The 23,577-nt window shown below is 53.6% G+C and carries 22 protein-coding genes; 7 read left to right on the top strand and 15 right to left on the bottom strand.

Annotated features, from left to right (window positions below):
• Positions 1–259: 259 nt before the first annotated feature.
• Positions 260–2,857, top strand: a complete 2,598-nt coding sequence (acnB, locus tag OGV79_RS00400; RefSeq protein WP_047458888.1) for a bifunctional aconitate hydratase 2/2-methylisocitrate dehydratase — start codon at positions 260–262, stop codon at positions 2,855–2,857.
• Positions 2,858–3,033: 176 nt separating this feature from the next.
• On the top strand, positions 3,034–3,396 hold the full coding sequence (gene yacL, locus OGV79_RS00395) for a protein YacL (protein ID WP_012134038.1): 363 nt from the start codon (positions 3,034–3,036) through the stop codon (positions 3,394–3,396).
• A 33-nt stretch (positions 3,397–3,429) separates the two neighbouring features.
• Here the strand turns inward: yacL and speD are convergent, their stop codons facing one another.
• The 3 genes from speD to OGV79_RS00380 all read right to left on the bottom strand — a co-directional run bounded on the left by speD (position 3,430) and on the right by OGV79_RS00380 (position 5,572).
• Entirely contained in the window at positions 3,430–4,224 is a 795-nt protein-coding gene (gene speD, locus OGV79_RS00390; RefSeq protein WP_012134037.1) for an adenosylmethionine decarboxylase, read from the bottom strand.
• 15 nt (positions 4,225–4,239) lie between these two features.
• Positions 4,240–5,106: a polyamine aminopropyltransferase gene (gene speE, locus OGV79_RS00385; protein WP_012134036.1), complete on the bottom strand. Its 867-nt coding sequence runs from the start codon at positions 5,104–5,106 to the stop codon at positions 4,240–4,242.
• A gap of 118 nt (positions 5,107–5,224) precedes the next feature.
• Positions 5,225–5,572 (bottom strand): YacC family pilotin-like protein, encoded by a 348-nt coding sequence (locus OGV79_RS00380; RefSeq protein WP_012134034.1) that lies wholly within the window; start codon positions 5,570–5,572, stop codon positions 5,225–5,227.
• A 167-nt stretch (positions 5,573–5,739) separates the two neighbouring features.
• Between OGV79_RS00380 and cueO the strand changes: the two genes are divergently transcribed.
• Positions 5,740–7,305, top strand: coding sequence for a multicopper oxidase CueO (gene cueO / locus OGV79_RS00375; protein ID WP_286466641.1), 1,566 nt, complete (start codon positions 5,740–5,742; stop codon positions 7,303–7,305).
• A gap of 91 nt (positions 7,306–7,396) precedes the next feature.
• On the opposite strand, the gene OGV79_RS00370 is transcribed toward cueO, so the two are convergent.
• On the bottom strand, positions 7,397–9,787 hold the full coding sequence (locus tag OGV79_RS00370; protein ID WP_286466639.1) for a glucose/quinate/shikimate family membrane-bound PQQ-dependent dehydrogenase: 2,391 nt from the start codon (positions 9,785–9,787) through the stop codon (positions 7,397–7,399).
• 205 nt (positions 9,788–9,992) lie between these two features.
• On the opposite strand from OGV79_RS00370, the gene hpt reads away from it, so the two are divergent.
• Positions 9,993–10,529: a hypoxanthine phosphoribosyltransferase gene (gene hpt / locus OGV79_RS00365; protein ID WP_024130701.1), complete on the top strand. Its 537-nt coding sequence runs from the start codon at positions 9,993–9,995 to the stop codon at positions 10,527–10,529.
• Positions 10,530–10,615: 86 nt separating this feature from the next.
• Here the strand turns inward: hpt and can are convergent, their stop codons facing one another.
• Positions 10,616–11,278 (bottom strand): carbonate dehydratase, encoded by a 663-nt coding sequence (can, locus tag OGV79_RS00360; RefSeq protein WP_012134030.1) that lies wholly within the window; start codon positions 11,276–11,278, stop codon positions 10,616–10,618.
• A 232-nt stretch (positions 11,279–11,510) separates the two neighbouring features.
• On the opposite strand from can, the gene OGV79_RS00355 reads away from it, so the two are divergent.
• The 3 genes from OGV79_RS00355 to OGV79_RS00345 all read left to right on the top strand — a co-directional run bounded on the left by OGV79_RS00355 (position 11,511) and on the right by OGV79_RS00345 (position 13,748).
• A complete protein-coding gene (locus tag OGV79_RS00355; protein WP_012134029.1) occupies positions 11,511–12,437 on the top strand; it encodes an ABC transporter ATP-binding protein in 927 nt (308 codons plus the stop codon).
• The gene (locus tag OGV79_RS00350) at positions 12,434–13,204 is read left to right on the top strand and encodes an ABC transporter permease (protein ID WP_012134028.1); all 771 of its coding nucleotides are present in this window, start codon (positions 12,434–12,436) and stop codon (positions 13,202–13,204) included. The genes OGV79_RS00355 and OGV79_RS00350 overlap by 4 nt, the downstream gene beginning before the upstream one ends.
• Positions 13,205–13,307: 103 nt before the next feature.
• On the top strand, positions 13,308–13,748 hold the full coding sequence (locus OGV79_RS00345; RefSeq protein ID WP_012134027.1) for a PTS sugar transporter subunit IIA: 441 nt from the start codon (positions 13,308–13,310) through the stop codon (positions 13,746–13,748).
• Positions 13,749–13,803: 55 nt separating this feature from the next.
• Here OGV79_RS00345 and OGV79_RS00340 read toward each other — a convergent pair whose 3' ends face one another.
• The 10 genes from OGV79_RS00340 to panB all read right to left on the bottom strand — a co-directional run bounded on the left by OGV79_RS00340 (position 13,804) and on the right by panB (position 23,546).
• Positions 13,804–14,919, bottom strand: coding sequence for a fimbrial protein (locus OGV79_RS00340; RefSeq protein WP_286466637.1), 1,116 nt, complete (start codon positions 14,917–14,919; stop codon positions 13,804–13,806).
• 8 nt (positions 14,920–14,927) lie between these two features.
• A complete protein-coding gene (locus tag OGV79_RS00335) occupies positions 14,928–15,536 on the bottom strand; it encodes a fimbrial-like protein (protein WP_012134025.1) in 609 nt (202 codons plus the stop codon).
• An 18-nt stretch (positions 15,537–15,554) separates the two neighbouring features.
• Complete coding sequence (locus tag OGV79_RS00330; RefSeq protein WP_012134024.1) at positions 15,555–16,121, bottom strand: fimbrial protein; 567 nt, start codon at positions 16,119–16,121, stop codon at positions 15,555–15,557.
• Between the two features lie 26 nt (positions 16,122–16,147).
• Entirely contained in the window at positions 16,148–16,780 is a 633-nt protein-coding gene (locus OGV79_RS00325) for a fimbrial protein (RefSeq protein WP_115181982.1), read from the bottom strand.
• A gap of 27 nt (positions 16,781–16,807) precedes the next feature.
• On the bottom strand, positions 16,808–19,408 hold the full coding sequence (locus tag OGV79_RS00320) for an outer membrane usher protein (RefSeq protein WP_047458871.1): 2,601 nt from the start codon (positions 19,406–19,408) through the stop codon (positions 16,808–16,810).
• Positions 19,409–19,472: 64 nt separating this feature from the next.
• Positions 19,473–20,216: a fimbrial chaperone gene (locus OGV79_RS00315; RefSeq protein ID WP_047458866.1), complete on the bottom strand. Its 744-nt coding sequence runs from the start codon at positions 20,214–20,216 to the stop codon at positions 19,473–19,475.
• 80 nt (positions 20,217–20,296) lie between these two features.
• On the bottom strand, positions 20,297–20,887 hold the full coding sequence (locus OGV79_RS00310; RefSeq protein ID WP_024130696.1) for a fimbrial protein: 591 nt from the start codon (positions 20,885–20,887) through the stop codon (positions 20,297–20,299).
• Positions 20,888–21,308: 421 nt separating this feature from the next.
• Positions 21,309–21,689, bottom strand: a complete 381-nt coding sequence (gene panD / locus OGV79_RS00305; protein ID WP_012134019.1) for an aspartate 1-decarboxylase — start codon at positions 21,687–21,689, stop codon at positions 21,309–21,311.
• A gap of 92 nt (positions 21,690–21,781) precedes the next feature.
• Positions 21,782–22,636, bottom strand: a complete 855-nt coding sequence (gene panC, locus OGV79_RS00300; RefSeq protein ID WP_286466634.1) for a pantoate--beta-alanine ligase — start codon at positions 22,634–22,636, stop codon at positions 21,782–21,784.
• 118 nt (positions 22,637–22,754) lie between these two features.
• Complete coding sequence (panB, locus tag OGV79_RS00295; RefSeq protein WP_047458863.1) at positions 22,755–23,546, bottom strand: 3-methyl-2-oxobutanoate hydroxymethyltransferase; 792 nt, start codon at positions 23,544–23,546, stop codon at positions 22,755–22,757.
• Positions 23,547–23,577 lie beyond the last annotated feature (31 nt).

Below are 23,577 nucleotides of genomic sequence, written 5' to 3'. Positions count from 1 at the left end.
CGAAATAATGTGAGCAAACGTTACAGGGGAAAATGTCTCTTTCCTGAAAAGGCGAAGGGCAATAGACCATGCGTAACGATTCAGCCACTTTTTTATGTTGCTTTTTTGTAAACAGATTAACACCCCACTAAAATCCTGCTATTCTGCCCGTTGCGGTATCGGGCATTTACCCTACAAACTGCTGTCTCACAGGAGCGTGAAGAGAATCGCCCATATACAAAAGCGCCGCACTATGACAATGAGAGCGAGGAGAACCGTCGTGCTAGAAGAATACCGTAAGCACGTAGCTGAGCGTGCCGCCCTTGGGATTGTGCCCAAACCCTTAGATGCAACCCAAATGGCCGCACTTGTCGAGCTGCTGAAGACCCCGCCTGTGGGCGAAGAAGAATTCCTGTTAGACCTGTTAATCAACCGTGTTCCCCCTGGCGTCGATGAAGCCGCCTATGTAAAAGCGGGCTTTCTCGCTGCCGTCGCGAAAGGCGACACCACCTCCCCGCTGGTTACTCCAGAAAAAGCCATTGAACTGCTGGGCACCATGCAGGGTGGTTACAACATTCATCCGCTGATTGACGCGCTGGACGATGCCAAACTGGCGCCGATTGCCGCCAAAGCGCTGTCTCATACCCTGCTGATGTTCGACAACTTCTACGATGTAGAAGAAAAAGCCAAAGCGGGCAACGAATATGCGAAGCAGGTGATGCAGTCCTGGGCCGATGCCGAATGGTTCCTGAACCGTCCTGCTCTGGCTGAAAAAATCACCGTTACCGTCTTTAAAGTGACCGGTGAAACCAACACCGACGACCTCTCCCCGGCGCCAGATGCCTGGTCCCGCCCGGACATTCCGCTGCACGCGCTGGCGATGCTGAAAAACGCCCGTGAAGGCATTGAGCCGGATCAGCCTGGCGTGGTGGGGCCGATCAAACAGATCGAAGCGTTGCAGCAAAAAGGCTATCCGTTAGCCTACGTGGGCGACGTTGTCGGCACCGGTTCTTCGCGTAAATCCGCTACCAACTCCGTGTTGTGGTTCATGGGCGATGACATCCCGAATGTGCCGAACAAACGCGGCGGCGGTCTGTGTCTTGGCGGCAAAATTGCGCCTATCTTCTTTAACACGATGGAAGATGCGGGCGCGCTGCCCATTGAAGTGGACGTGAATAACCTGAACATGGGCGATGTGATTGACGTTTACCCGTACAAAGGTGAAGTCCGCCATCACGAAACCGGCGAACTGCTGGCGAGCTTTGAACTGAAAACCGACGTGCTGATCGACGAAGTGCGCGCGGGCGGTCGTATTCCGCTGATCATCGGTCGCGGCCTGACCACCAAAGCGCGTGAAGCGCTGGGTCTGCCGCACAGCGATGTGTTCCGTCAGGCGAAAGACGTGGCGGAAAGCGCTCGCGGCTACTCGCTGGCGCAGAAGATGGTGGGCCGCGCCTGCGGCGTTGCCGGTATCCGTCCGGGCGCTTACTGCGAACCGAAAATGACCTCCGTAGGCTCTCAGGATACCACTGGCCCAATGACCCGTGACGAACTGAAAGACCTGGCGTGCCTGGGCTTCTCGTCTGACCTGGTGATGCAGTCTTTCTGCCATACCGCAGCGTATCCGAAACCGGTTGACGTAACTACGCACCACACGCTGCCGGATTTCATCATGAACCGTGGCGGCGTCTCTCTGCGTCCGGGCGATGGCGTAATCCACTCCTGGCTGAACCGTATGCTGCTGCCGGATACCGTTGGTACCGGCGGCGACTCCCATACCCGTTTCCCGATTGGTATCTCCTTCCCGGCGGGTTCTGGCCTGGTGGCGTTTGCGGCGGCGACTGGCGTCATGCCGCTGGATATGCCGGAATCAGTGCTGGTGCGCTTTAAAGGCAAAATGCAGCCGGGTATCACCCTGCGCGATCTGGTACACGCGATCCCGCTGTACGCGATCAAACAGGGTCTGCTGACCGTTGAGAAGAAAGGTAAGAAAAACATCTTCTCCGGCCGTATTCTGGAAATCGAAGGGCTGCCGGACCTGAAAGTGGAACAGGCGTTTGAGCTGACCGATGCCTCTGCGGAGCGTTCTGCGGCAGGCTGTACCATTAAGCTCAACAAAGAGCCGATTATCGAGTACCTGAACTCCAACATCGTTCTGCTGAAGTGGATGATCGCGGAAGGTTACGGCGATCGCCGCACCCTGGAGCGCCGTATTCAGGGCATGGAAAAATGGCTGGCGGACCCGCAGTTGCTGGAAGCGGATGCGGATGCTGATTATGCGGCGGTGATCGAGATCGATCTGGCTGATATCAAAGAGCCGATCCTCTGCGCGCCGAACGATCCTGACGATGCGCGTCTGCTGTCTGATGTGCAGGGCGAGAAGATTGACGAAGTCTTTATCGGTTCCTGTATGACCAACATCGGTCACTTCCGTGCGGCAGGTAAACTGCTGGATGCGCACAAAGGCCAGCTGCCGACCCGCCTGTGGGTGGCGCCACCAACCCGTATGGATGCCGCGCAGTTGACCGAAGAGGGCTACTATAGCGTCTTTGGTAAGAGCGGCGCGCGGATTGAAATTCCAGGCTGTTCACTGTGCATGGGGAACCAGGCGCGTGTGGCTGACGGGGCGACGGTTGTTTCTACCTCAACCCGTAACTTCCCGAACCGTCTGGGAACCGGGGCGAACGTCTATCTGGCTTCTGCGGAACTGGCGGCGGTTGCGGCGCTGATCGGCAAACTGCCGACGCCGGAAGAGTACCAGACCTACGTTGCGCAGGTGGATAAAACCGCCGTGGATACCTACCGTTATCTGAACTTCGATCAGCTTTCCCAGTACACCGAGAAAGCCGACGGCGTGATTTTCCAGACCGCGGTGTAACGGCTCCGACCTGTTCTGCGTAAAAACGCATCAATGCCCGGTGAACCTTGCGTCACCGGGCATTTTTATTTCTATTCCTTCCGCCCGTTCCGCTTTTTTTCTTCCGTTGTGCTGCGATAATTACAGCATGGGCGCAATGCGGTAATGGCGCATTGCCGGGAGCAGAGGAACACATTATGGATTACGAATTTCTGCGCGATATTACCGGAGTGGTAAAAGTGCGAATGTCCATGGGCCACGAGGTGGTGGGGCACTGGTTTAACGAAGAAGTGAAAGAGAACCTGGCCTTGCTTGATGAAGTGGAACAAGCGGCGCGTGCGCTAAAGGGCAGTGAGCGTTCCTGGCAACGGGCGGGACATGAATATACGCTCTGGATGGATGGCGAAGAGGTGATGGTTCGCGCTAATCAACTGGAGTTTACCGGCGACGAAATGGAAGAGGGGATGAACTACTACGACGAAGAGAGCTTATCGCTCTGCGGCGTGGAGGACTTTCTTCAGGTTGTTGCGGCTTACCGTCATTTCATTCAACAACGCTAAATACGGTGGAGCCTCCGTGCTCCGCCGTTACGCTTATACCGCAGGGATATTGCGGCCGTAGTAAATCTCGCGCATCTCTTTCCACAGCGCAGCGGTAATCTCTTTGCGCTCGGTTTCCGTCAGATCTTCCGGTTTAGTGTGGAACATGTAGTGCTTAAGATCGAACTCTTTAAGCAGCATCTTGGTATGGAAGATATTTTCCTGATACACGTTCACATCCACCATGTCATACAGCGACTTCATGTCGTCGGACATAAAGTTCTGAATGGAGTTAATCTCATGATCGATAAAGTGTTTCATGCCGTTGACGTCGCGGGTAAACCCACGCACGCGGTAGTCGATGGTGACGATATCGGACTCTAACTGGTGGATTAGGTAATTCAGCGCCTTCAGCGGGGAAATCACGCCGCAGGTCGAAACTTCAATGTCGGCGCGGAAGGTGCACAATCCGCCTTCCGGGTGGCTTTCCGGGTAGGTATGCACGCAGATATGGCTCTTATCCAGATGGGCGACGACGGCCTCGGGCAGCGGGCCGGGATGCTCTGTTTTGTCGATAAGCTGCGGGTCGACCGGCTCTTCGCTTACCAGAATAGTGACGCTGGCGCCCTGGGGTTCATAATCCTGGCGGGCGATATTCAGGATATTCGCGCCGATGATGGAGCACGTCTCTGACAGAATTTCCGTCAGGCGATTGGCGTTATAGAGTTCATCGATATAGGCAATGTAACCATCGCGCTCTTCTGCGGTTTTGGCGTAGCAGATATCGTAAATACAAAAACTCAGACTTTTGGTCAGATTATTAAAGCCATGCAGTTTCAGTTTTTTCAATTTCTTATCTTCTCCTTAGGACGACGGTGTTGCGAGCGCGTCTTGCAAATACTGAGGTAAGGCAAAAGCTGCCGTGTGAACAGACGGATTGTAGTAACGGCATTTCAGGCCGGAGGTATGGAAACGCGCCTGAATAATCTCGGTTGACAGGTGGCGCAGCGCGTCATTGTCCGTCGCCCACGCGAAGGTCATAATGCCGCCGTAGTAGGTCGGAATGGCTGCCTGGTAGAAGCTGACATCGCCAAAGTAATGGCTGAGCTTGCGGTGGCTGTCAATGGCTTCATCCTGTTGCAGGAAGCAGACGCCGTTCTGTGCGACAAAGATCCCGCCAGGATTCAGACAGCGCTTGCAACCTTCATAGAAGGTTGAGGTGAACAGACTCTCGCCGGGGCCGATCGGATCGGTACAGTCGGAGATGATCACATCAAAGGTCTGGCTGGTCTGATTCACGAAGTTAACGCCATCGTCGATCACCAGATTAAAACGCGGATCGTCATAGCTGCCTGCGTTGTGATTCGGCAGATACTGACGGCAGAAAGAGACCACGCCTGCGTCGATCTCCACCATCGTGATGGTTTCGACATTTTTATGCCGTGTCACTTCACGCAGCATTGCGCCGTCGCCGCCGCCGATGATCAGCACATGTTTCGCGTGGCCGTGTGCCAGCAGCGGAACGTGGGTCATCATCTCGTGATAGATAAACTCATCGCGCTCGGTGGTTTGCACCACGCCGTCCAGCGCCATTACGCGGCCAAACGCGGCGTTCTCGAAAATAATCAGATCCTGGTGATCGGTTTTCTCGTGATACAGCACGTTGTCTACGGCAAAGTACTGACCAAACTGGTCGTGTAGCGTTTCATGCCACTTCGTATTTTCGGCCATTGGCTGATACCTCCATTGTTAACACCCGTAAAAAATGGGCGCAACATAATAGCTAACAATGACCGATGATGCACGGTCATTATTTCAGCAATAAGGTATCCGTTGGGTATAACGCGAGTTATTTTACGTAGGCCAGCAAACTCAGGGAATCGCGCGCCAGCGCTTTGCATTTTTTGGCGACGGGAATACCGATGCCGCTCAGATCGCGGTAGCTGTCTTCACCGAGGGATTTCATGTCGAAGGAGTCGTAATTGCTGAGGTCCCACTGGTTTTGCTGGGCAAAAAAGACCAGTGCGCGACGAATCTGACCGTTCGGGAGATTCTGGTAACCGCAGTCATTTTTCAGAAAGACGAACACCGCCGTTAAATCTGCCATATCTTCGGCTTCGGATTCACTGAGCGCATAGCTGTTTGCGCATACGGCCATCAGGCTGCCGAACAACACTGTTCTGAAAAACGTCTTCATTGCTTCTACCACTGCATCACGGAAATTAAACGTTAGCACACTGCGGGCGAGGCGACGACATTTATTATTGTATCCGACGGGCGTCTGTGACTTGACCTTCCCGTAAGGGGAGGGTCTATGCTCAAAGGTCAGATTGCGTCCCGCCGGTTGAAAATAAGGAAGTGATTATGCAACGTCGTGATTTCTTAAAATATTCTGTGGCGCTTGGGGTCGCATCGGCACTGCCGTTGTGGAGCCGCGCCGTGTTTGCTGCGGAACGTCCCGCGTTACCCATTCCCGATCTTTTAACCGCCGACGCGCGCAATCACATTTCGCTGATTGTCAAAGCCGGACAGTCGACCTTCGCGGGTAAAACGGCAACGACCTGGGGCTACAACGGCACGCTACTCGGGCCGGCGCTTAAGCTGCACAAAGGTCAGCGTATTACCGTGGATATTCATAACCAGCTTGCCGAGGAGACGACGCTGCACTGGCATGGGCTGGAAGTTCCCGGCGAGGTGGACGGCGGCCCGCAGGGGGTGATTGCGGCGGGCGGCAAGCGCTCCGTCACCTTCACGCCTGAACAGCGTGCGGCAACCTGCTGGTTCCACCCTCATCAGCATGGGAAAACCGGTCGTCAGGTGGCGATGGGACTGGCGGGCCTGGTACTGATTGAAGATGAAGACATTGGCAAACTGCTCCTGCCAAAACAGTGGGGGATAGACGATGTGCCGGTGATTATTCAGGACAAACAGTTTTCCCCTGACGGACAAATCAATTATCAGCTGGATATGATGACCGCCGCCGTCGGGTGGTTTGGCGACACGCTGCTGACCAACGGGGCGATTTATCCGCAGCATGCTGCGCCAAAAGGCTGGCTGCGTCTGCGTCTGCTGAATGGCTGCAACGCGCGTTCACTGAACATCGCCACCAGCGACAACCGTCCGCTGTATGTTATCGCCAGCGATGGCGGCCTGCTGGCGGAGCCGGTGAAGGTAAACGCACTGCCCATGTTAATGGGGGAGCGTTTCGAAGTGCTTATCGACATCAGCGACGGCAAAGCGTTTGAGTTGATGACGCTGCCCGTCAGCCAGATGGGGATGACGATCGCGCCGTTTGATAAACCGCACCCGGTTATGCATATCCAGCCGCTGGCGGTCACGGCCTCCGGCACCTTGCCGGATACGCTGACCACGATGCCTGCATTGCCTTCTCTTGATGGCCTGACGCAGCGAAAACTGCAACTGTCGATGGACCCGATGCTCGACATGATGGGTATGCAGATGTTGATGCAAAAGTATGGCGACCGGGCGATGGCGGGAATGGATCATGGGCAGATGATGGGGCATATGAATCATGGCTCAATGAATCACGGCAATGGTGGACATATGAATCACGGCGGGAAGTTCGATTTCCACAATGCCAATAAGATCAACGGCCAGGCGTTTGATATGACGACACCGATGTTTGCCGCCGCCAAAGGGCAGTATGAGCGCTGGGTTATTTCCGGCGAAGGCGACATGATGCTGCATCCGTTCCATATCCATGGTACGCAGTTCCGCATCCTGTCGGAAAACGGCAGCGCTCCGGCGGCGCATCGCGCAGGCTGGAAGGATACGGTGAGGGTTGAAGGCGGGATCAGCGAGGTGCTGGTGAAGTTTGATCACGAGGCATCGCAAGAACATGCTTACATGGCGCACTGCCATCTGCTGGAGCATGAAGATACAGGCATGATGCTTGGCTTTACGGTATAAACATGCCGGATGGCGCTGACGCTTATCCGGCCTACAGTAAAATGAGCATCCTGTAGGCCGGATAAGGCGAAGCCGCCATCCGGCATAAACGTTACTGCGCGTCGTCAGGCAGAGCGTACGCGACAATATAGTCGCCCATCTTCGTCCCGAACGAACCGTGCCCCCCGGCGGAAATCACGACGTACTGCTTACCGTTGACTTCATACGTCATCGGCGTTGCCTGACCGCCTGCGGGCAGACGGCCTTCCCACAGTTTTTCACCATTGCTCATGTTGTAAGCGCGCAGGTAGTTATCTGCGGTCGCGGCAATAAACAGCACGTTGCCAGCGGTAGAGATTGGGCCGCCCAGCATTGGCATCCCCATATTGAACGGCACTTTAAACGGCATCGGGAACGGCATGCTGTCCTGCGGCGTACCAATACGTTTTTTCCAGACAACTTCGTTGGTTTTCAGATCCAGCGCGGAGATGTAGCCCCAGGCAGGCTGTTTACACGGCAGACCAAACGGCGACAGGAACGGGTTCAGCGTCACGCCATACGGTACGCCATACTGCGGTTGAATACCCGATTCCGAACCGGTGCCTTTGGCATCTTCCGGCGGCTCCATCGGATTACCCGGGCCGCGTGGGATCAGTTTAGAGACAAACGGCAGCGCCATCGGGTTGGCAATCGCCACCTGACGGTTCGGATCGACGGAAATGCCGCCCCATTCGAACATACCGAGGTTGCCCGGGAAGACCAGCGTGCCTTTTTCTGATGGCGGGGTAAAGATCCCTTCATAACGCATCTGGTGGAACATCACGCGGCACACCAGCTGATCGAACATGGTGGCGCCCCACATATCCGCACCGGTCAAGTCTTTCGTTGGACGGAAGCTCAAATCAGAGAACGGCTGCGTTTTGGTGACGTGATCCCCTTTGGCCGCGCCCTGCGGCACCGGTTTTTCCGGGGCAGGCACCACAAGCTGACCATTGCGACGGTCCAGCACGAAAATATTACCGGTTTTTGCCGGGGCGTAGATGACCGGAACGGTTTGCCCTTTCACGGTGATATCCGCCAGCGTCGGCTGGGACGGCATATCCATATCCCACAGATCGTGATGAACGGTCTGATAGCTCCAGGCCAGTTTACCGGTCGTTGCATTGAGCGCCAGGATCGAGCTGGCATAGCGCTCCTGCTCTGGCGTACGGTTGCCGCCCCAGATATCCGGGGTGGTGACGCCCATCGGCAGATAGACCAAATCCAGCTTCGCGTCATACGCGGCTGGCGCCCAGGAGTTTGGCGAGTTTGGCGTGAAGTGGTGCTCATCCGACGGGATCGCGTTCGGGTCTTTCGCACCGGGATCGAATGCCCACAGCAGTTTACCGCTGTTCACGTCAAAGCCGCGAATAACCCCGGACGGCTCGCGGGTAGAGAAGTTATCGGTGACGGCGCCTGCAATGACGATCACCTTGTCGGTCACGACCGGCGGTGACGTGGGTTCATACATGCCCGGCGTAGTGACCGGCATATTGGTTTGCAGGTTCAGAATGCCGTTGTTGGCAAAGGATTCGCACAGCTTGCCGTTGTCTGCGTTGAGGGCGAAAATACGGCCATCGTTCACCGGCAGAATAATGCGGCGCGGGCAGTCTGAAACGACATCCGGCGAGGCGTTATCGGCCGTGGCTTCATGATAGGAGACACCACGGCAGGTGACATGCTGGAAGCTGGGATCGGTATTGAGCTGCGGGTCGAAATGCCACTTCTCTTTCCCGCTCGCCGCGTCCAGCGCGAACAGACGCTGGTGGGCGGTACACAGATACAGCGTATCGCCGACTTTAATCGGGGTCACTTCGTTGGTGATTTCACCCGGATCGTTCGGCTGCTTCAGATCGCCGGTACGGAACACCCACGCCTCTTTCAGGTTGTGGACGTTATCAGCCGTGATCTGCTTCAGCGGAGAGTAGCGCTGCCCTTCCTGATTGCGGCCATAGGCAGGCCAGTCCTGGTCCGCAACCGGAGAGATCGGTTCGGCAGGCACCGCGTCCGCGCTTAGCGTACCGTTGATCTCTTGCGGGTCGTTGAAGCCAGCCCAGGTGAGGATGCCGCCGCTTATCAGCAGGGCAACCACCAGTGCGCTGACAGCGCCGCTGGAAGGGACGCTCAGGCGATGCCAGACAAACGGTAAAATCAGCCAGATGCCGAAGAAGACCAGAATGTCGCTACGCGGGGTTAGCGCCCAGAAGTCGAAGCCGACTTCCCACACGCCCCAGATCATGGTGGCGAGGAGCAGGGCGGCATACAGCCACAGCGCGGAACGCTTGCTGCGCCATAATAGCCCGGCGACGCCAAGCATGACGATGCCCGCAATCGGGTAGTACCAGGAGCCGCCGATGGCGACCAGCCAGCCGCCGCCGATCAGCAGATACAGCCCGCAGAGTGCAGCGAAGAGGGCTGTCAGCGTCACGAGAAGCCGTGGCGCTTTTGCGTTGTTATTTGCCATAAAAAGATACCATCTCAATTTGTTAATTTTTTAGTAGCAATTAATTATAGGATTTAACAAGTGTGATCGTCATCACAAAATGAGCTTTATTAACAGATGCCGCGAATAAATACTTTTGCTGGTATACTGCGTGCCTTGCGCTTCGATGCTGTCTTATCAAGAGCAGGCATGAAGTGATTTGTTTTTAAATCATATGGTTAGAGATATGAAACATACTGTAGAAGTAATGATCCCCGAAGCGGAGATCAAAGCGCGCATTGCCGAACTGGGTCGTCAGATTACTGAACGTTATAAAGACAGCGGCAGTGACATGGTGCTGGTAGGTCTGCTGCGTGGCTCATTTATGTTTATGGCGGATCTGTGCCGCGAGGTACAGGTGTCTCATGAAGTCGATTTTATGACCGCCTCCAGCTACGGTAGCGGCATGTCCACCACTCGCGATGTGAAAATTCTCAAGGACCTGGATGAAGATATCCGTGGCAAGGATGTGCTGATTGTCGAAGATATTATCGATTCCGGGAATACGCTGTCGAAAGTACGGGAAATCCTGAGCCTGCGTGAGCCAAAGTCTCTGGCGATTTGTACGCTGCTGGATAAGCCGTCTCGCCGTGAGGTTGACGTCCCGGTTGAGTTTATCGGTTTCTCGATCCCGGATGAGTTCGTTGTGGGTTACGGCATTGACTATGCTCAGCGTTATCGCCATCTGCCGTATGTTGGTAAAGTGGTGCTGCTGGACGAGTAAGAACGTTGTGCCGGATGGCGCTACAGGTACTATGTCCGTAGAAATGTAGGCCGGGTAAGGCGTAGCCGCCACCCGGCAATACACGTTTACTTGTGGTTAATATGCTTTTTGCTGAGGTTTGAAACCCCCCGACGATAGCGCTGTTCCAGCGTTTCACGGTTGGTCGCCGTGACTTCCAGATCGCGTAGCAGGCCGTCGTGAATACCGTAGGCCCAGCCGTGAATCGTCACTTTCTGACCGCGTTTCCACGCGGACTGCATGATGGTTGAGTGGCCCAGGTTGTATACCTGTTCCATCACGTTCAGCTCGCACAGGGTATCGATTCGACGCTCCTGCGGCATTTCTCCGAGTAATGAGCTATGTTTGAACCAGATATCGCGAATGTGCAGCAACCAGTTGTTAATTAACCCCAGTTCCGGGTTTTCAACAGCCGCCTGGACGCCGCCACAACCGTAGTGACCACAAATAATAATGTGTTCAACTTCCAGTACATCGACGGCATACTGCACCACGGAGAGGCAGTTGAGATCGGTGTGAATGACCAGGTTGGCAACATTGCGGTGAACAAATAATTCGCCCGGCTCAAGGCCGGTTAAACGTTCTGCGGGAACGCGGCTGTCGGAACATCCAATCCATAGAAAGCGCGGTTTTTGCGCTTGCGCCAGTTTCTCAAAAAATCCGGGGTCCTCTTCCACCAGCATTTTTGACCATAGTGCATTGTTGCTGATGAGTGTATCTATGTCTTTCATGGAGGTTAACGACCTGTAACCAAATAAGTGCGTTGGGCTAATATAGGGCAACTCCGGGATTATTTAAACCATATACTCGTCATTCTTCACGTTGCAGGTGCGTTGGCTTCCTCGCTCACCCCGGTCACTTACTGGTGTAAGCTTCCGGGGATTCACTGCGTTGCCGCCTTCCTGCAACTCGAATTATTTAGAGTGTAAATAAAGTGTAAGAACGTAAGGTAAGTAAAAATTCATGACCATTGCACTGGAACTTCAGCAACTTAAAAAAACGTATCCGGGCGGCGTTCAGGCGCTCCGTGGGATCGATTTGCAGGTTGAGGCGGGTGATTTTTATGCGCTTCTGGGGCCAAACGGGGCGGGGAAATCAACCACCATTGGCATTATCAGCTCGCTGGTTAACAAAACCTCCGGGCGCGTCTGCGTCTTTGGTTACGACCTTGAAAAAGATGTGGTCAACGCCAAACGCCAGCTTGGCCTGGTGCCGCAGGAATTTAACTTCAACCCGTTTGAAACCGTCCAGCAGATCGTCGTCAATCAGGCGGGGTACTACGGCGTTGAACGTAAAGAAGCCGTTGCGCGCAGCGAAAAGTACCTGAAACAACTCGATCTGTGGGAAAAACGTAACGAACGTGCGCGTATGCTCTCCGGTGGGATGAAGCGCCGTTTGATGATAGCCAGGGCGCTGATGCATGAGCCGAAACTGTTGATTCTGGATGAACCCACCGCAGGGGTGGATATTGAACTTCGCCGCTCAATGTGGGGCTTTTTGAAGGATTTAAACGACAAAGGCACCACGATTATCCTGACGACGCACTATCTTGAAGAAGCGGAAATGCTGTGTCGCAACATCGGTATCATTCAGCACGGCGCGCTGGTGGAAAACACCTCGATGAAAAATCTGCTCTCTAAGCTGAAATCCGAGACGTTTATTCTCGATCTGGCGGCGAAAAGCCCGCTGCCGAGGCTGGAAGGCTATCAGTACCGTCTGGTGGATACCTCGACGCTGGAGGTCGAAGTATTGCGGGAACAGGGCATCAATAGCGTCTTTTCGCAACTGAGCAGCCAGGGCGTTCAGGTTCTCAGTATGCGTAACAAGGCAAACCGCCTGGAAGAACTGTTTGTCTCTCTGGTGCATGATAAAAAAGGAGATCGCGGATGATGCAGCTGTATTGGGTCGCGCTGAAAAGCATCTGGGCGAAAGAGATTAACCGCTTTATGCGTATCTGGGTGCAGACGCTGGTGCCGCCGGTCATCACCATGACGCTCTATTTTATTATCTTCGGTAATCTGATTGGCTCACGCATTGGCGAGATGCACGGTTTTAGCTATATGCAGTTTATCGTGCCGGGCTTAATCATGATGGCGGTGATCACCAACGCGTATGCCAATGTGGCCTCATCCTTCTTTAGCGCCAAATTCCAGCGCAACATTGAAGAACTGCTGGTGGCGCCTGTCCCGACGCACGTCATTATCGTCGGATATATTGGCGGCGGCGTGGCGCGCGGGCTGTGCGTAGGGGTTCTGGTTACGGTGATTTCGCTGTTCTTTGTGCCGTTCCAGGTACACTCCTGGGTGTTCGTGGCGTTAACGCTGGTGCTGACGGCGGTGCTGTTTTCGCTGGCAGGGCTGCTGAACTCGGTCTTTGCGAAGACCTTTGATGATATCAGCCTGATCCCGACGTTCGTGCTGACGCCGCTCACTTACCTGGGCGGGGTGTTTTATTCCCTGACGCTGCTACCGCCGTTCTGGCAAGGATTGTCGCATCTGAACCCGATTGTCTACATGATCAGCGGCTTCCGCTATGGTTTCCTGGGCATTCACGACGTACCGCTGGTCACTACGTTTGGCGTGCTGGCCGTGTTTATCCTGGCGTTTTACCTGCTGTGCTGGTACTTAATCCAGCGCGGACGCGGCTTGCGCACGTAATGTTTTTCCTCTCCTCCGCCGGGGGGAGAGGCAGACTTTGACGTTTATCACCCTTACTCATTTATCACACTGATAAACTACTTGCTTGCTAAGGAGGTAGGCTATGTTGGGTTGGGTGATTACCTGTCATGACGATCGCGCGCAGGAGCTACAGGATCGTCTGGAAGAAAAACATGGCCCGCTGGCGCAGTGCCGGGCGGTGAACTTCTGGCGCGGTCTGAGTACCAATATGCTCAGCCGTATGATGTGTGAAGCATTACACCAGGCGGATTCCGGCGATGGGGTGATCTTTTTAACGGACACGTCCGGCGCCGCGCCTTATCGTGTGGCGTCGCTGATGAGCCATAAACATTCCGGCTGCGAAGTGATTGCCGGTGTGACGTATTCATTGCTTGAAGAAATGCTTGCCGCGCGGGAATCCATGAGCAGCGCGGCGTTCCGTGACACCATTGTTTCTCTCGGCGCGCCCGATGTCACCAGTCTCTGGCATCAACAGCAAAAAAATCCGCCTTTTGTGCTGAAGCATGATTTGTACGCGTACTGACGGTCAATTCGTGGAGGCGATGATGCGGCTGACAGGCAGTCAGCCGCAGGGAACGTTATTCGTAGCTGAGGGTGAAAGTACCGACGGTTTCAAAAGTGCCGGCTTTAATTGTACCGATTTTGATTAACTGCCCGGTGAAATCCAGACCAATAGATTCATGATACCACTCACGATTTCCGCTGTAGGTGATACCGACACGCTCCGAACCGTCTACCTTCATTGTTTGTGTGTTGTTATTGATAATGGAACGAATTTTTACGCCCACGCCCTCGGCGCTCCCTGAAGAGTTGGTGAGAATCGTATTGTCTGCGCCATGATTGCCGGTCAGGGTGACGGTAACGGTCGTCAATGAGCAGCGGAATAAGTTAAACGTAAACGGCTTTTCTACCGACTCGCCCGTTTTTTCGAAATCGGAACGGTAAAAGTCGCCAAAATCCACGTCCCGATCGTATTCGTCATTATTTATCCCCATCCCCTGGCAGGTTGGCTCCATGACGGAAAACGCCATCGATGCTCCACTCATCATAAGGTCGAGATCGTTTTGCCCGGCATCTCCTATGTGCAGAGTACCGATTTTCCCTGGCAGCGCGTTCCCGTCCGTCTGACCATTTCGGGGGTGGTAGTCTGGCGTCTGATACATCGTGACGAAGATATCCCAGTTGCGTGTTGCGCTAGGCCCCGTCCAGGGGGCATCGCCATGGCTTGGGAAGGTTGACGTTCCTCCGGGCAGCGGCAGGTTTAAATCCAGATCGTTAGTGTTGTTGCCGTTGTGGCAGTTCCCGATACACCTCACGGAATAGGTGTAAACAATGCCGGGAATCGAGGTTTTGAGCAGCCCGGTAGGGCCATCTGACCCCTGAGTGGTATATTGATCCCACAAATTGGCGTCGGTAGGGCCGGTCAACGTTACGGCATTGCTCCCACTACCTCCGCATGTGATGGGCGCCGCTCCCTGGAATAAAGGGAAATCACCCTCCATAGACTGAGGGTTCATAATGATGAGCGGCGTATCGATGCCTCCGATGGGGCCAATGAGCGTTCTGGCAGTCCAGAAAGCAGGTATACTGGCCTGCTGTGTCGTAAAATGACATGCGGTGTCTGCTAACGCTTGCTTGGCGAAAATGGAGAGCACGCAAAATAATAGCGGCAGTAAATAGCGTAATTTCATCATAAATCCCTTTACTGATAGGTTACATTGACCACTACATTGCTGGTCACCAGTCCGTTGCCGACATCGCCCGTGTTCTGGTAGCGGGCGTAAAACACATAATCTGCTGGAAAGAGCGGTGCCGCTTGCCCGCTAAGGTCATACGCTACGTCGGAACTGCCATCGCTATTCAATACGTTCGTGTGGTGTGTGGCGGAAAAAACAACCACACCGACATTTCTGGCCTGATCGCTGACCGCGTTATTGATAAATACCTGGCTGTTGTCGGGGTTTATACCGAATTGCGGTTCAAATCGAAAATGAAGCTGCTGGCTTCCTTCGCTTCCTGCTGGCGGCACGTCGCAGTTGACAACCTGAATGGTAAACGTTGTACCGCCAGCGTCCGTTTCCGGCCGCAGGCGATCGCTGTTGTCCGTATTGTAAAACCAACTGCGCGTGACGGTTGGCAACTCGACATTACCGCCATTTTCCAGGCTTACTTGGCAGGTATTGGCCAGAATCTTCGCCTTAAAATTGACGTCCATTCCGCTGTCGTCAGCCTGACTGACGACAGGCCACAGTCCTGCCAGGCCCACCAGCAGGGCGAAAGTAAATCGCATAAAAAATAGTGTCTGTCGCATAGTTGCCCGCTGGCTACATTACTGGTAGGTGACTAAAAAGGTGATAAGCGACGTCGCTTCACCTGTTGTGATATCAGCGGCTGTTTTACCGTTCGCAACGACCCAGCGAGCCACCAGAGGATAGGTGTAGCTCTGGTTCATATTCTTCGAACCAAACGAATGCGTCAGTACATTCGAAGGGTTGCCCGTCTGGCAGGCTAACTGGGTGCCTGAGTCTGCGGCGGTTTCCCAGATCTCGACGGCGGTATTCGTGGCGCCTGTTGTCGCGTAGGAGTCGCCGGAACAGGTATTGCCCGCCCCTGGCTGAGCCGCCACGGTTGTGGTTAACACGCCCGCGCATTCGGTCAGTGCGATATTAAAGGATTCGGTACGCGTACCGACTTCGTTCTTATACAGATCGCCGAAGTCAATCGTGCTGGTCGGGCCATCTGCATCCGTCACCTGGGTGTTACAGGTGCCAGGGAGGATCTCAGTGGTAAAGATAGCCTGCAACTGATTGGTGCCTGTCACCGGGGCGGCGTGGGTCAGGCCGCTGAATAATCCACCAGCTACCGCCAGCGCGAGAAAAAGAGAATTAGATTTCATTATGATGCTCCGTTATATCGCAGGAATTATTCATAGCTAAAGTTAAAGGTTGCTGTTGCCTGGAAGGCGCCAACCGCCGGGGTTGTACCGGAGATCCTTGTCGTCACCAGACGCGCCACAAGGTCGACCTGTTTGCTGTCTATTTCAGCAGGACTCCATTTAATTACCTCGGCATCGTTATCTGAGGTCTCCGTTTCGTTGGCAAAAATAGCAAAATAGCTGGTTGGCGCACTGACACGAGAGAATTTCAGGCCAATCCCGGTGGGGCCTGTCTCACCCGTACCGGGGAGGAGGATGGTTTTCGGCGTACCGCCGTCGTAACCGGAGGTCGTGCCGCTGATGGAGGCTTTAATTCCGGTTACGGATTCCGGGCAGTTTTTAATTTTCAGGGCGAATTGCGCCATCGTTGGCCCTGACGCTGCCTCGCTGGTCTGGTATTTAATGATATCGCCCAGCGACACTTTGCCGTCGGCGCCGATGATGATGGTGGAGCTACTGTCCGAGTCATTAATCGTCATATCACAGGTTGTGTCCCGGATATTGGCTCGGAAGGTAATGTCGATGCTGTCGCCGTTGTCTGCATGAACGGATGAACACACCGCCAGCGCTAACATAGCGACAGGTAAACTGCGGAGATATTTATTACTTTTTAAAGTCATTAAGGGAACTCCCTGTAGAAAAATAACTTATTGCATATGACAGAGTTGATTGTTCAGGATTGTGGTTAATCCTGCCTTTTGTGCGCTGTCGGTAATGTGATAATTCACCGTACAGGCGCTACCTGCTTCTTTACCCCAGACAACTCGCAGGGTGCCCTGATCTTCTACGCCGCGCACATAAGCCTGCCCGGCCTGACCGACGGCGCCGACCAGCTCGCCTTTATCGGTCAGGACGTCTGCGCCGAGTGGAATAAAGCCTTTATCGTTGCGTAGAAGTTCAAGGATGAGAGAACGACCTTCGTCGGTTTCGAAGTTGACCAGCACCACGGCGCCATCACGCGGGACGATGGTTTCACTGGTGTTTTTGACCTCGACGTCGGCGTCCAGAGAACTGATATTCAGCCCAACGCGGTTCTCACGGTAAGCCGAGGCATACGGCATAATCGCGTATCCTGAACGGCCTATTTCACCTTTGCCGTAACCGAGCTGCGCGCCTTTTGCGCCGCTGGCATGAACCAGAATGATGGGGCCGGTGTCACTTAATGTTCCTGGTGCCATCGTCAGGCCGCCAGTGTGAACCACCATGCCGCCGCTATAGTTGGCGGAATATTGTTTGCTGCTGTCATCGCTAAAAGAGGTAGAGACTGACAGGGGGCCATACGGACTGCTCCACGAGCCGTAACCGCTGATCTGATTCAAATCGCCATAATCACCGGTATTGCTTGCCGTACTGATGGAGTAGTTAATCTTACCGTCTTCAGTATTACCGCTGGCGGTGTTGTTAAAGTTGGCGCTGCCTTCCATATCCGTACGCGCGCTCATATTGACGTTGTTAAAACCGGCAATATTTTTACGTTCACTGGAGAACGTGCTTAACGGAATGCTGACGTTGAGATAAACGCTGTCATCTTTTTCGCCATCTTCATCATAGGTACGCTGGAGCGAGATGCTGTAGCTGCCATAGCGGAAGTCATTGCTGTAACCTGCGCTGTAGTTTGAGGTGGAACCACTCTCATTCCAGTAGTCTTCCCAGGTGCCGGTGACATAGAGCGAGCCGTAGTTTTCACCATTGAACGCCAGCGGTTGACTGACGCTAATCTGAAACTGGTTTTTCATACGCTGATAGTCAGAATAGAGTTCGTCGCTGGACTCATATGACTGATTCTTATAGCTGCCGTATTTCACGTCGTCGTGCAGCGCGGCGGCGTCCCGCAAGCTGAGGTAGTCTTCCGTCGAGAAACGGTATGCCGCCACATTGAATGAGGTGTCGGTGGTTTCGATGACTTTGCTGTACGTCAGGCGATAGCTTTGGCCGGTCAGCGTTCCCAGCTCGTCAATTTGTGCATGTGACTGCGTGACGTCTAACGCGAAGGCGCCGATCGCGGTGTTCATCGCCACGCCAAGCAAACCGGCGTAAAAATCCATGTCGCTGTACTGCACGCCCGCGTAGCCGGTAAAGGTGTTGTTGAGACCGTAATACCAGGTGGCGTAACCAATGTTCGGTCTGTCATGCAGCGAATCGTCGTTCAGTTCGCCCGCGCCAAACTCCCAGCGTGAGGTTCCCGGACGCATCATCTGCGTAACCGAGGAAAAAGGAACCGTGAAGGTTCTCTTGCTGCCGTCAGACTCTTCTACAGTTACCTGTAGATCGTTACCGTAGCCGGTGGTGCTGAGATCGCTCAGTTCAAACGGGCCTGGCGGTACGGTGGTTTCATAAATTTTGCTGCCGCTTTGCATGACGGTGACTTTGGCGTTGCTGTTAGCGACGCCACGAATGACCGGTGAGTAGTTGGTACGGCCTTCCGGGCGCATGCGATCGTCGCTGTACAGGCGCATCCCGCGCAGGCTGACGGAGTCGAAGGTATCGCCGTTGGTGTAGGTTTCGCCCGCCACAACCTGCGCGGTTAACGCCGGAATGTCGCGCTGGAGGTAAATGTCCTGGCTGGAGTAATCCGAACCGTTGTCTTTATCCCAGTTGTAGGTGCCACGGGAGCGCAGCCGCCATGCGCCCAAATTCAGCCCATATTGCAGACCGGCGTAAGCCGTGTCGGAATTATTGCCATCGCTTTCGCTATGCCAGGCGTTGAGGTTGTACGACAGCAACGCCGCCGGAATACCTGCATCCCATAATGATGGATCGACATATCCCGCCGGGCGCTTGAGAACGTAAAGCTGCGGCATCGTCAATTCCAGGGTAAGTTTTGAGGTATCGAAATTCACCGACGAGTGGGGATAATATTTTTTGATATCAATACAGGTTGTATCATCGTCGGAAATAGTATTCCCCAGCACGCTACTATCAACGCCCGCTTGTTTCAGCAACAATGCGGTAATACACGGCGTGGCGCGTGGCGTTCCGTTATCTTTAAATTCGATGTTTTGCGTCGATTTATTTTCACCGTTCAGGCTTATTTTCGCCCGGTAGGTTCCCGGTAATATTGGATTACCCTGAGCATAACGGCTTACATCGACTGCACTCCCCATATTCAGCAGGAATTGATCGTTAAACTCTACCATTTCCTCTGAGTCGGGAGCAGAGGACTGTGCAGGCGTATTTCCCGTCGCATGAACAGAGAACGGCAATGCCGCACTAATGGCGAGACATAATAGAGATCGTCGAAAAATCATAACAAGTCCAGTCGATTAAAGCGGGTTGCCGTTATATAAGAAGAAAAAATATATTTTTAATTTATTAATTAACGTTGGCGGTGAGTTTTTCCGTTCCGCCAAAATCATTGATAGCGATATACACCACTTCTCCGCTGGCGCTATTCGTTAATCCTTTAACCGTCATGGTTTCGCTGGAGAACGGCTTAATCGACTTACTGTCAATTTCATACTCTTTGGCGCCGACCTTAAACGTTGCGCTGGAGAGTGAAACGTTATAGGGCGAGTCGTTACGGCCAACTAAAGACAGGGTGTTGCCCTGGCGCGTTTGCGACCATTTAACCTGCTTCATCGCCTCACCTGGGGTGCCTTTTAAGCCGTCCGGGCGGAAAAATAGCTTAATACGGGTACGGAAAGCGAGTTGCAGTTGGTTCTGGCTTTCGCCGTCTTTCGCCGTTGCTTTTTTGGGAATTTCCAGCACGTTAAACCAGAATAAGGATTCCCGATCCTGCGGCAGCGGCTGCTGTAAATATGTCACACGCACAGACTGGCCTTTCCCTGGATCGATGCGTGAAATGGGCGGGGTAATGACAAAAGGCAGTTTTAATTCCTGCGGGTTAACGTTCGGGCTCCCGTCATCCAGCCAGATCTGAAGTAACAGCGGGTTTTTGCCTCGGTTATCCAGGTTCACAATCACATCTTTCATGGATTGTTGATATACGATGCGTGTGCCGGAGATAACCACGTCGGCGCATGCCTGAAAAGAGGCGATGCCGATCATGGCGGCGGTGAGGGTTTTTAATCCGGTTTTTAACGTCAGGCTGAACATAATGCTACCCACTCCCTGTTGGATGTAACGAAAACATCCTCTGGCTTAAGCCAGAGGATGAAGAACAACAGTCCTGTTGCTTATTGGTAGTTCATGGTGAAGGCAACCTGTGCCTGCACGGAACCGCTGGTTACGCCAGTAGCCGGGCCCATATAAGCGACGGTGTAGTTCAGTTCGCCTTTGCCATCAGTCAGCGTGGTTGACTGAGTGTTGTTAGGATGATCGATTTTGATCAGATCGGTCTTCGTGTTGCCATCGTTGTGCAGAACCAGGCTTACGTTGGTTGCTGAACCTTGCAGGCCAGTTGGTGGAACCAGTGCGCCTTCGTTGTTTGCGGAAGAACCGCCCCAGGAATCAAACTGCGCATCAGCAGACTGCAACTCAGTATCCGCACAGGAAATAGACAGCGCGAACTTAGCCTGGCCCAGGGTACTGTTAACGTCGGCAGCAGTACCTGGGGTGAAGTCTTCTACTGACACGGTCGGCAGAGTGACGTTGAAGTCTTTAGTTGTCTGGGAGCTCAGTGGATCATCTTTCAGCGTGATGTTACAGGTATTCGGGGTGACCAGGCCGTGGAAGGTGATGGTGCCACGATCTGCGTCTGCTGCGAATGCTGAACTGGAAATAGTTGCCAGAACTGCCGCAGCTAATGCGTATTTTTTCAATGCCATTTTGATAAACATCCGTATTAGATAATAAGTGTACTTTACGTTTTTAGAAAAAGTACTTCGTCTGTTAAGCGTAAAGGCCGGCCGGGGAATTACATTAACTTTGCGGAGTATAGGAAAATATTTATTGATAATTGTAATTATCTTTACTTAAATGGTGTTTAAGTAAACTTAACTGATGGTTATTTCGTTGAAAGGTAAGTGTTTTTATTTTTGGTTATTCATCTGATGAATTTGTGAGGAAAAGAGTTTAATGATATAAATAAATATAACGATGGATTGTTGAACGTTTGTTTAAATTTTCTGATAACGCCTCAACTAATATTATTAGTTGTCCTGATAAGAAAGGCCAGAATTATTTAAAATAAAAGGAGCTGAAGTTTTTCGGCTCCTTTTATTAATATAATAATATATTTGGGAAATATCAGGCAACCTGTACCGGGATCGCTTTCGCGGTGCGCTTCATTTCATTATCGCCTTCAAAATAGGCGACGTTGGGCTGCCAGCGACGCGCTTCTTCGTCTGACATGGTAACGAAACTTGCGATGATCACGATATCGCCCACCGCAGCGCAGTGCGCCGCTGCGCCGTTCACGGAGATGATTCTGGAACCACGCTCGGCGGCAATCGCATAGGTTGAGAAGCGCTTGCCGTTAGTCACGTTCCAGATATCAATGGCTTCGTTTTCAAGAATACCGGCTGCGTCCAGAAAATCCTGATCAATGGCGCAGGAACCTTCGTAGTGCAGGTCCGCCTGAGTCACTTTCACGCGGTGGAGTTTGCCCTGCAACATAGTGCGAATCATAACTTCTACCTTTAAATCTTAGCGATAACGAAGCAGGCGTCGCCTGCTTTGAGGAAATTCTCAGGCAGTATTGCCTGATTTTTAACCCCTGTCTACTGGGTTAATGTAACGGACTGATTGTCGATCAGGCGAGCCTGACCCAGCCATGCCGCCATCAGGATCACCGCGCGTTTGCTGCTATCGGTGAGTTCCAGCAGCGTGTCCGCGTCGCGAATCTGAATGTCATCGGCGCGGAAGCCTTTTTCATTCAGCTCCTGCTCGGCGACGGCGATCATCTCTTCCTGATCGCGATTACCCGCCAGCAATTTCTCGGCGACGCTGTTCATCACCTTATTTAAGCCAGGAGCAATTTTGCGCTGTTCGGCGGTCAGGTAACCGTTACGCGAACTCAGCGCTAAACCATCTTTGGCGCGAATAATCGGTACGCCGACGATCTCGATGTCGTAGCCCATATCGGCCACCATCTTGCGGATTAAAGCCAGTTGCTGGAAGTCCTTTTCGCCAAAGCAGGCGATGTCCGGCTGGACGAGATTGAAGAGTTTGCTGACGATGGTGGAAACACCACGGAAATGACCCGGACGGCTGGCGCCTTCCAGCATGGTGGACAGCCCAGGAACATCAACGTAAGTCTGGCCGTCGGTGCCTTGCGGGTAAATTTCCGCTGGCGCCGGCGCGAACACGAAATCCACTTTGCGTTTGTTCAGCTTTTCGCAATCTTCCTGCAACGTTCGTGGGTAGCGTACCAGATCGTCCGGGCGGTCAAACTGCATTGGGTTCACGAAAATACTGACCACCACGACGTCAGCGCGCGCTTTCGCTTCCTCAACCAGTTTCATATGACCATCGTGCAGGTTGCCCATCGTTGGTACCAGCGCAATGCGTTTACCGTCCTGGCGCAGGCGGCGAATATGCTGTCGCAGCAGCGGCAGGGTTTCAATAATTAGCACAACAAGACTCCTTAAGTTGCCTGATGGACCGTGGTTTGTAGGCCTGATAAGCGTAGCGCCATCAGGCATTTTGCCGGATGGCGACGCAGGGCGTTTTATCCGGCCTACAAGCACCCCATTAATGGAAGCTGTGTTCTTCGCCCGGATAGACGCTGGACTCAACCTCGGCAATATACTGCCGCACGGCGGCGCGCATGTCGCCTGCTTCCGCCAGGAAATTTTTAGCAAATTTCGGAATGTGGCCGCCGGTAATGCCGAAGGCGTCGTGCATCACCAGGATCTGACCGTCGGTTACGTTGCCTGCGCCAATGCCGATGACCGGAATGGAGAGCGCTTCGGTGACGCGTTTAGCAAGCTCAACCGGTACGCATTCCAGCACCAGCAACTGCGCGCCTGCCGCTTCCAGCGCCAGCGCATCATCCAGCAGTATCTGCCCCGCATCGCCGCGCCCCTGGATCTTATAGCCGCCAAAGATATTGACGGACTGCGGCGTCAGGCCCAGATGGCCGCACACCGGCACCGCGCGTTCGGTGAGCATTTTTACCGTATCGACCAGCCAGGCGCCGCCTTCGATTTTGACCATATTCGCCCCCGCGCGCATCACCACGGCGGCGTTTTCAAACGCCTGCTCCGGGGTGGCATAGGCCATAAACGGCAGGTCGGAGAGCAGGAGACAGTTAGGCGCGCCACGGCGCACCGCACGCGTGTGGTAAGCGATATCTTCTACGGTAACAGGCAGGGTGGAATCGTGTCCCTGAACCGTCATGCCCAGCGAGTCGCCTACCAGCATCACGTTGATACCCTCGTCAGCGAAGAGTCTGGCAAAGCTGTAATCGTAGGCGGTGATAGTCGCGAAGCGCTTTTTCTCTTGCTTACATTTTTGCAGCAAGGCGATAGTCGTCGGTTTCATAACGTTTCCTGATGGTGGAGGTCATATTAAC

The sequence above is a fragment of the Citrobacter sp. CK185 genome (assembly GCF_030333565.1).
GTDB classification, from domain to species: Bacteria; Pseudomonadota; Gammaproteobacteria; order Enterobacterales; family Enterobacteriaceae; genus Citrobacter_B; species Citrobacter_B koseri.
This window is presented reverse-complemented; position numbering and strand designations above follow the sequence as displayed.

Bases quoted from the DNA above. Each gene is read 5' to 3' on its own strand.
- yacL (WP_012134038.1), top strand. From the start codon at position 3,034: ATGGATTACGAATTTCTGCGCGATATTACCGGAGTGGTAAAAGTGCGA.
- speE (WP_012134036.1), bottom strand. From the start codon at position 5,106: ATGGCCGAAAATACGAAGTGGCATGAAACGCTACACGACCAGTTTGGT.
- OGV79_RS00380 (WP_012134034.1), bottom strand. From the start codon at position 5,572: ATGAAGACGTTTTTCAGAACAGTGTTGTTCGGCAGCCTGATGGCCGTA.
- cueO (WP_286466641.1), top strand. From the start codon at position 5,740: ATGCAACGTCGTGATTTCTTAAAATATTCTGTGGCGCTTGGGGTCGCA.
- OGV79_RS00370 (WP_286466639.1), bottom strand. From the start codon at position 9,787: ATGGCAAATAACAACGCAAAAGCGCCACGGCTTCTCGTGACGCTGACA.
- hpt (WP_024130701.1), top strand. From the start codon at position 9,993: ATGAAACATACTGTAGAAGTAATGATCCCCGAAGCGGAGATCAAAGCG.
- can (WP_012134030.1), bottom strand. From the start codon at position 11,278: ATGAAAGACATAGATACACTCATCAGCAACAATGCACTATGGTCAAAA.
- OGV79_RS00355 (WP_012134029.1), top strand. From the start codon at position 11,511: ATGACCATTGCACTGGAACTTCAGCAACTTAAAAAAACGTATCCGGGC.
- OGV79_RS00350 (WP_012134028.1), top strand. From the start codon at position 12,434: ATGATGCAGCTGTATTGGGTCGCGCTGAAAAGCATCTGGGCGAAAGAG.
- OGV79_RS00345 (WP_012134027.1), top strand. From the start codon at position 13,308: ATGTTGGGTTGGGTGATTACCTGTCATGACGATCGCGCGCAGGAGCTA.
- OGV79_RS00340 (WP_286466637.1), bottom strand. From the start codon at position 14,919: ATGATGAAATTACGCTATTTACTGCCGCTATTATTTTGCGTGCTCTCC.
- OGV79_RS00335 (WP_012134025.1), bottom strand. From the start codon at position 15,536: ATGCGACAGACACTATTTTTTATGCGATTTACTTTCGCCCTGCTGGTG.
- OGV79_RS00330 (WP_012134024.1), bottom strand. From the start codon at position 16,121: ATGAAATCTAATTCTCTTTTTCTCGCGCTGGCGGTAGCTGGTGGATTA.
- OGV79_RS00325 (WP_115181982.1), bottom strand. From the start codon at position 16,780: ATGACTTTAAAAAGTAATAAATATCTCCGCAGTTTACCTGTCGCTATG.
- OGV79_RS00320 (WP_047458871.1), bottom strand. From the start codon at position 19,408: ATGATTTTTCGACGATCTCTATTATGTCTCGCCATTAGTGCGGCATTG.
- OGV79_RS00315 (WP_047458866.1), bottom strand. From the start codon at position 20,216: ATGTTCAGCCTGACGTTAAAAACCGGATTAAAAACCCTCACCGCCGCC.
- OGV79_RS00310 (WP_024130696.1), bottom strand. From the start codon at position 20,887: ATGGCATTGAAAAAATACGCATTAGCTGCGGCAGTTCTGGCAACTATT.
- panD (WP_012134019.1), bottom strand. From the start codon at position 21,689: ATGATTCGCACTATGTTGCAGGGCAAACTCCACCGCGTGAAAGTGACT.
- panB (WP_047458863.1), bottom strand. From the start codon at position 23,546: ATGAAACCGACGACTATCGCCTTGCTGCAAAAATGTAAGCAAGAGAAA.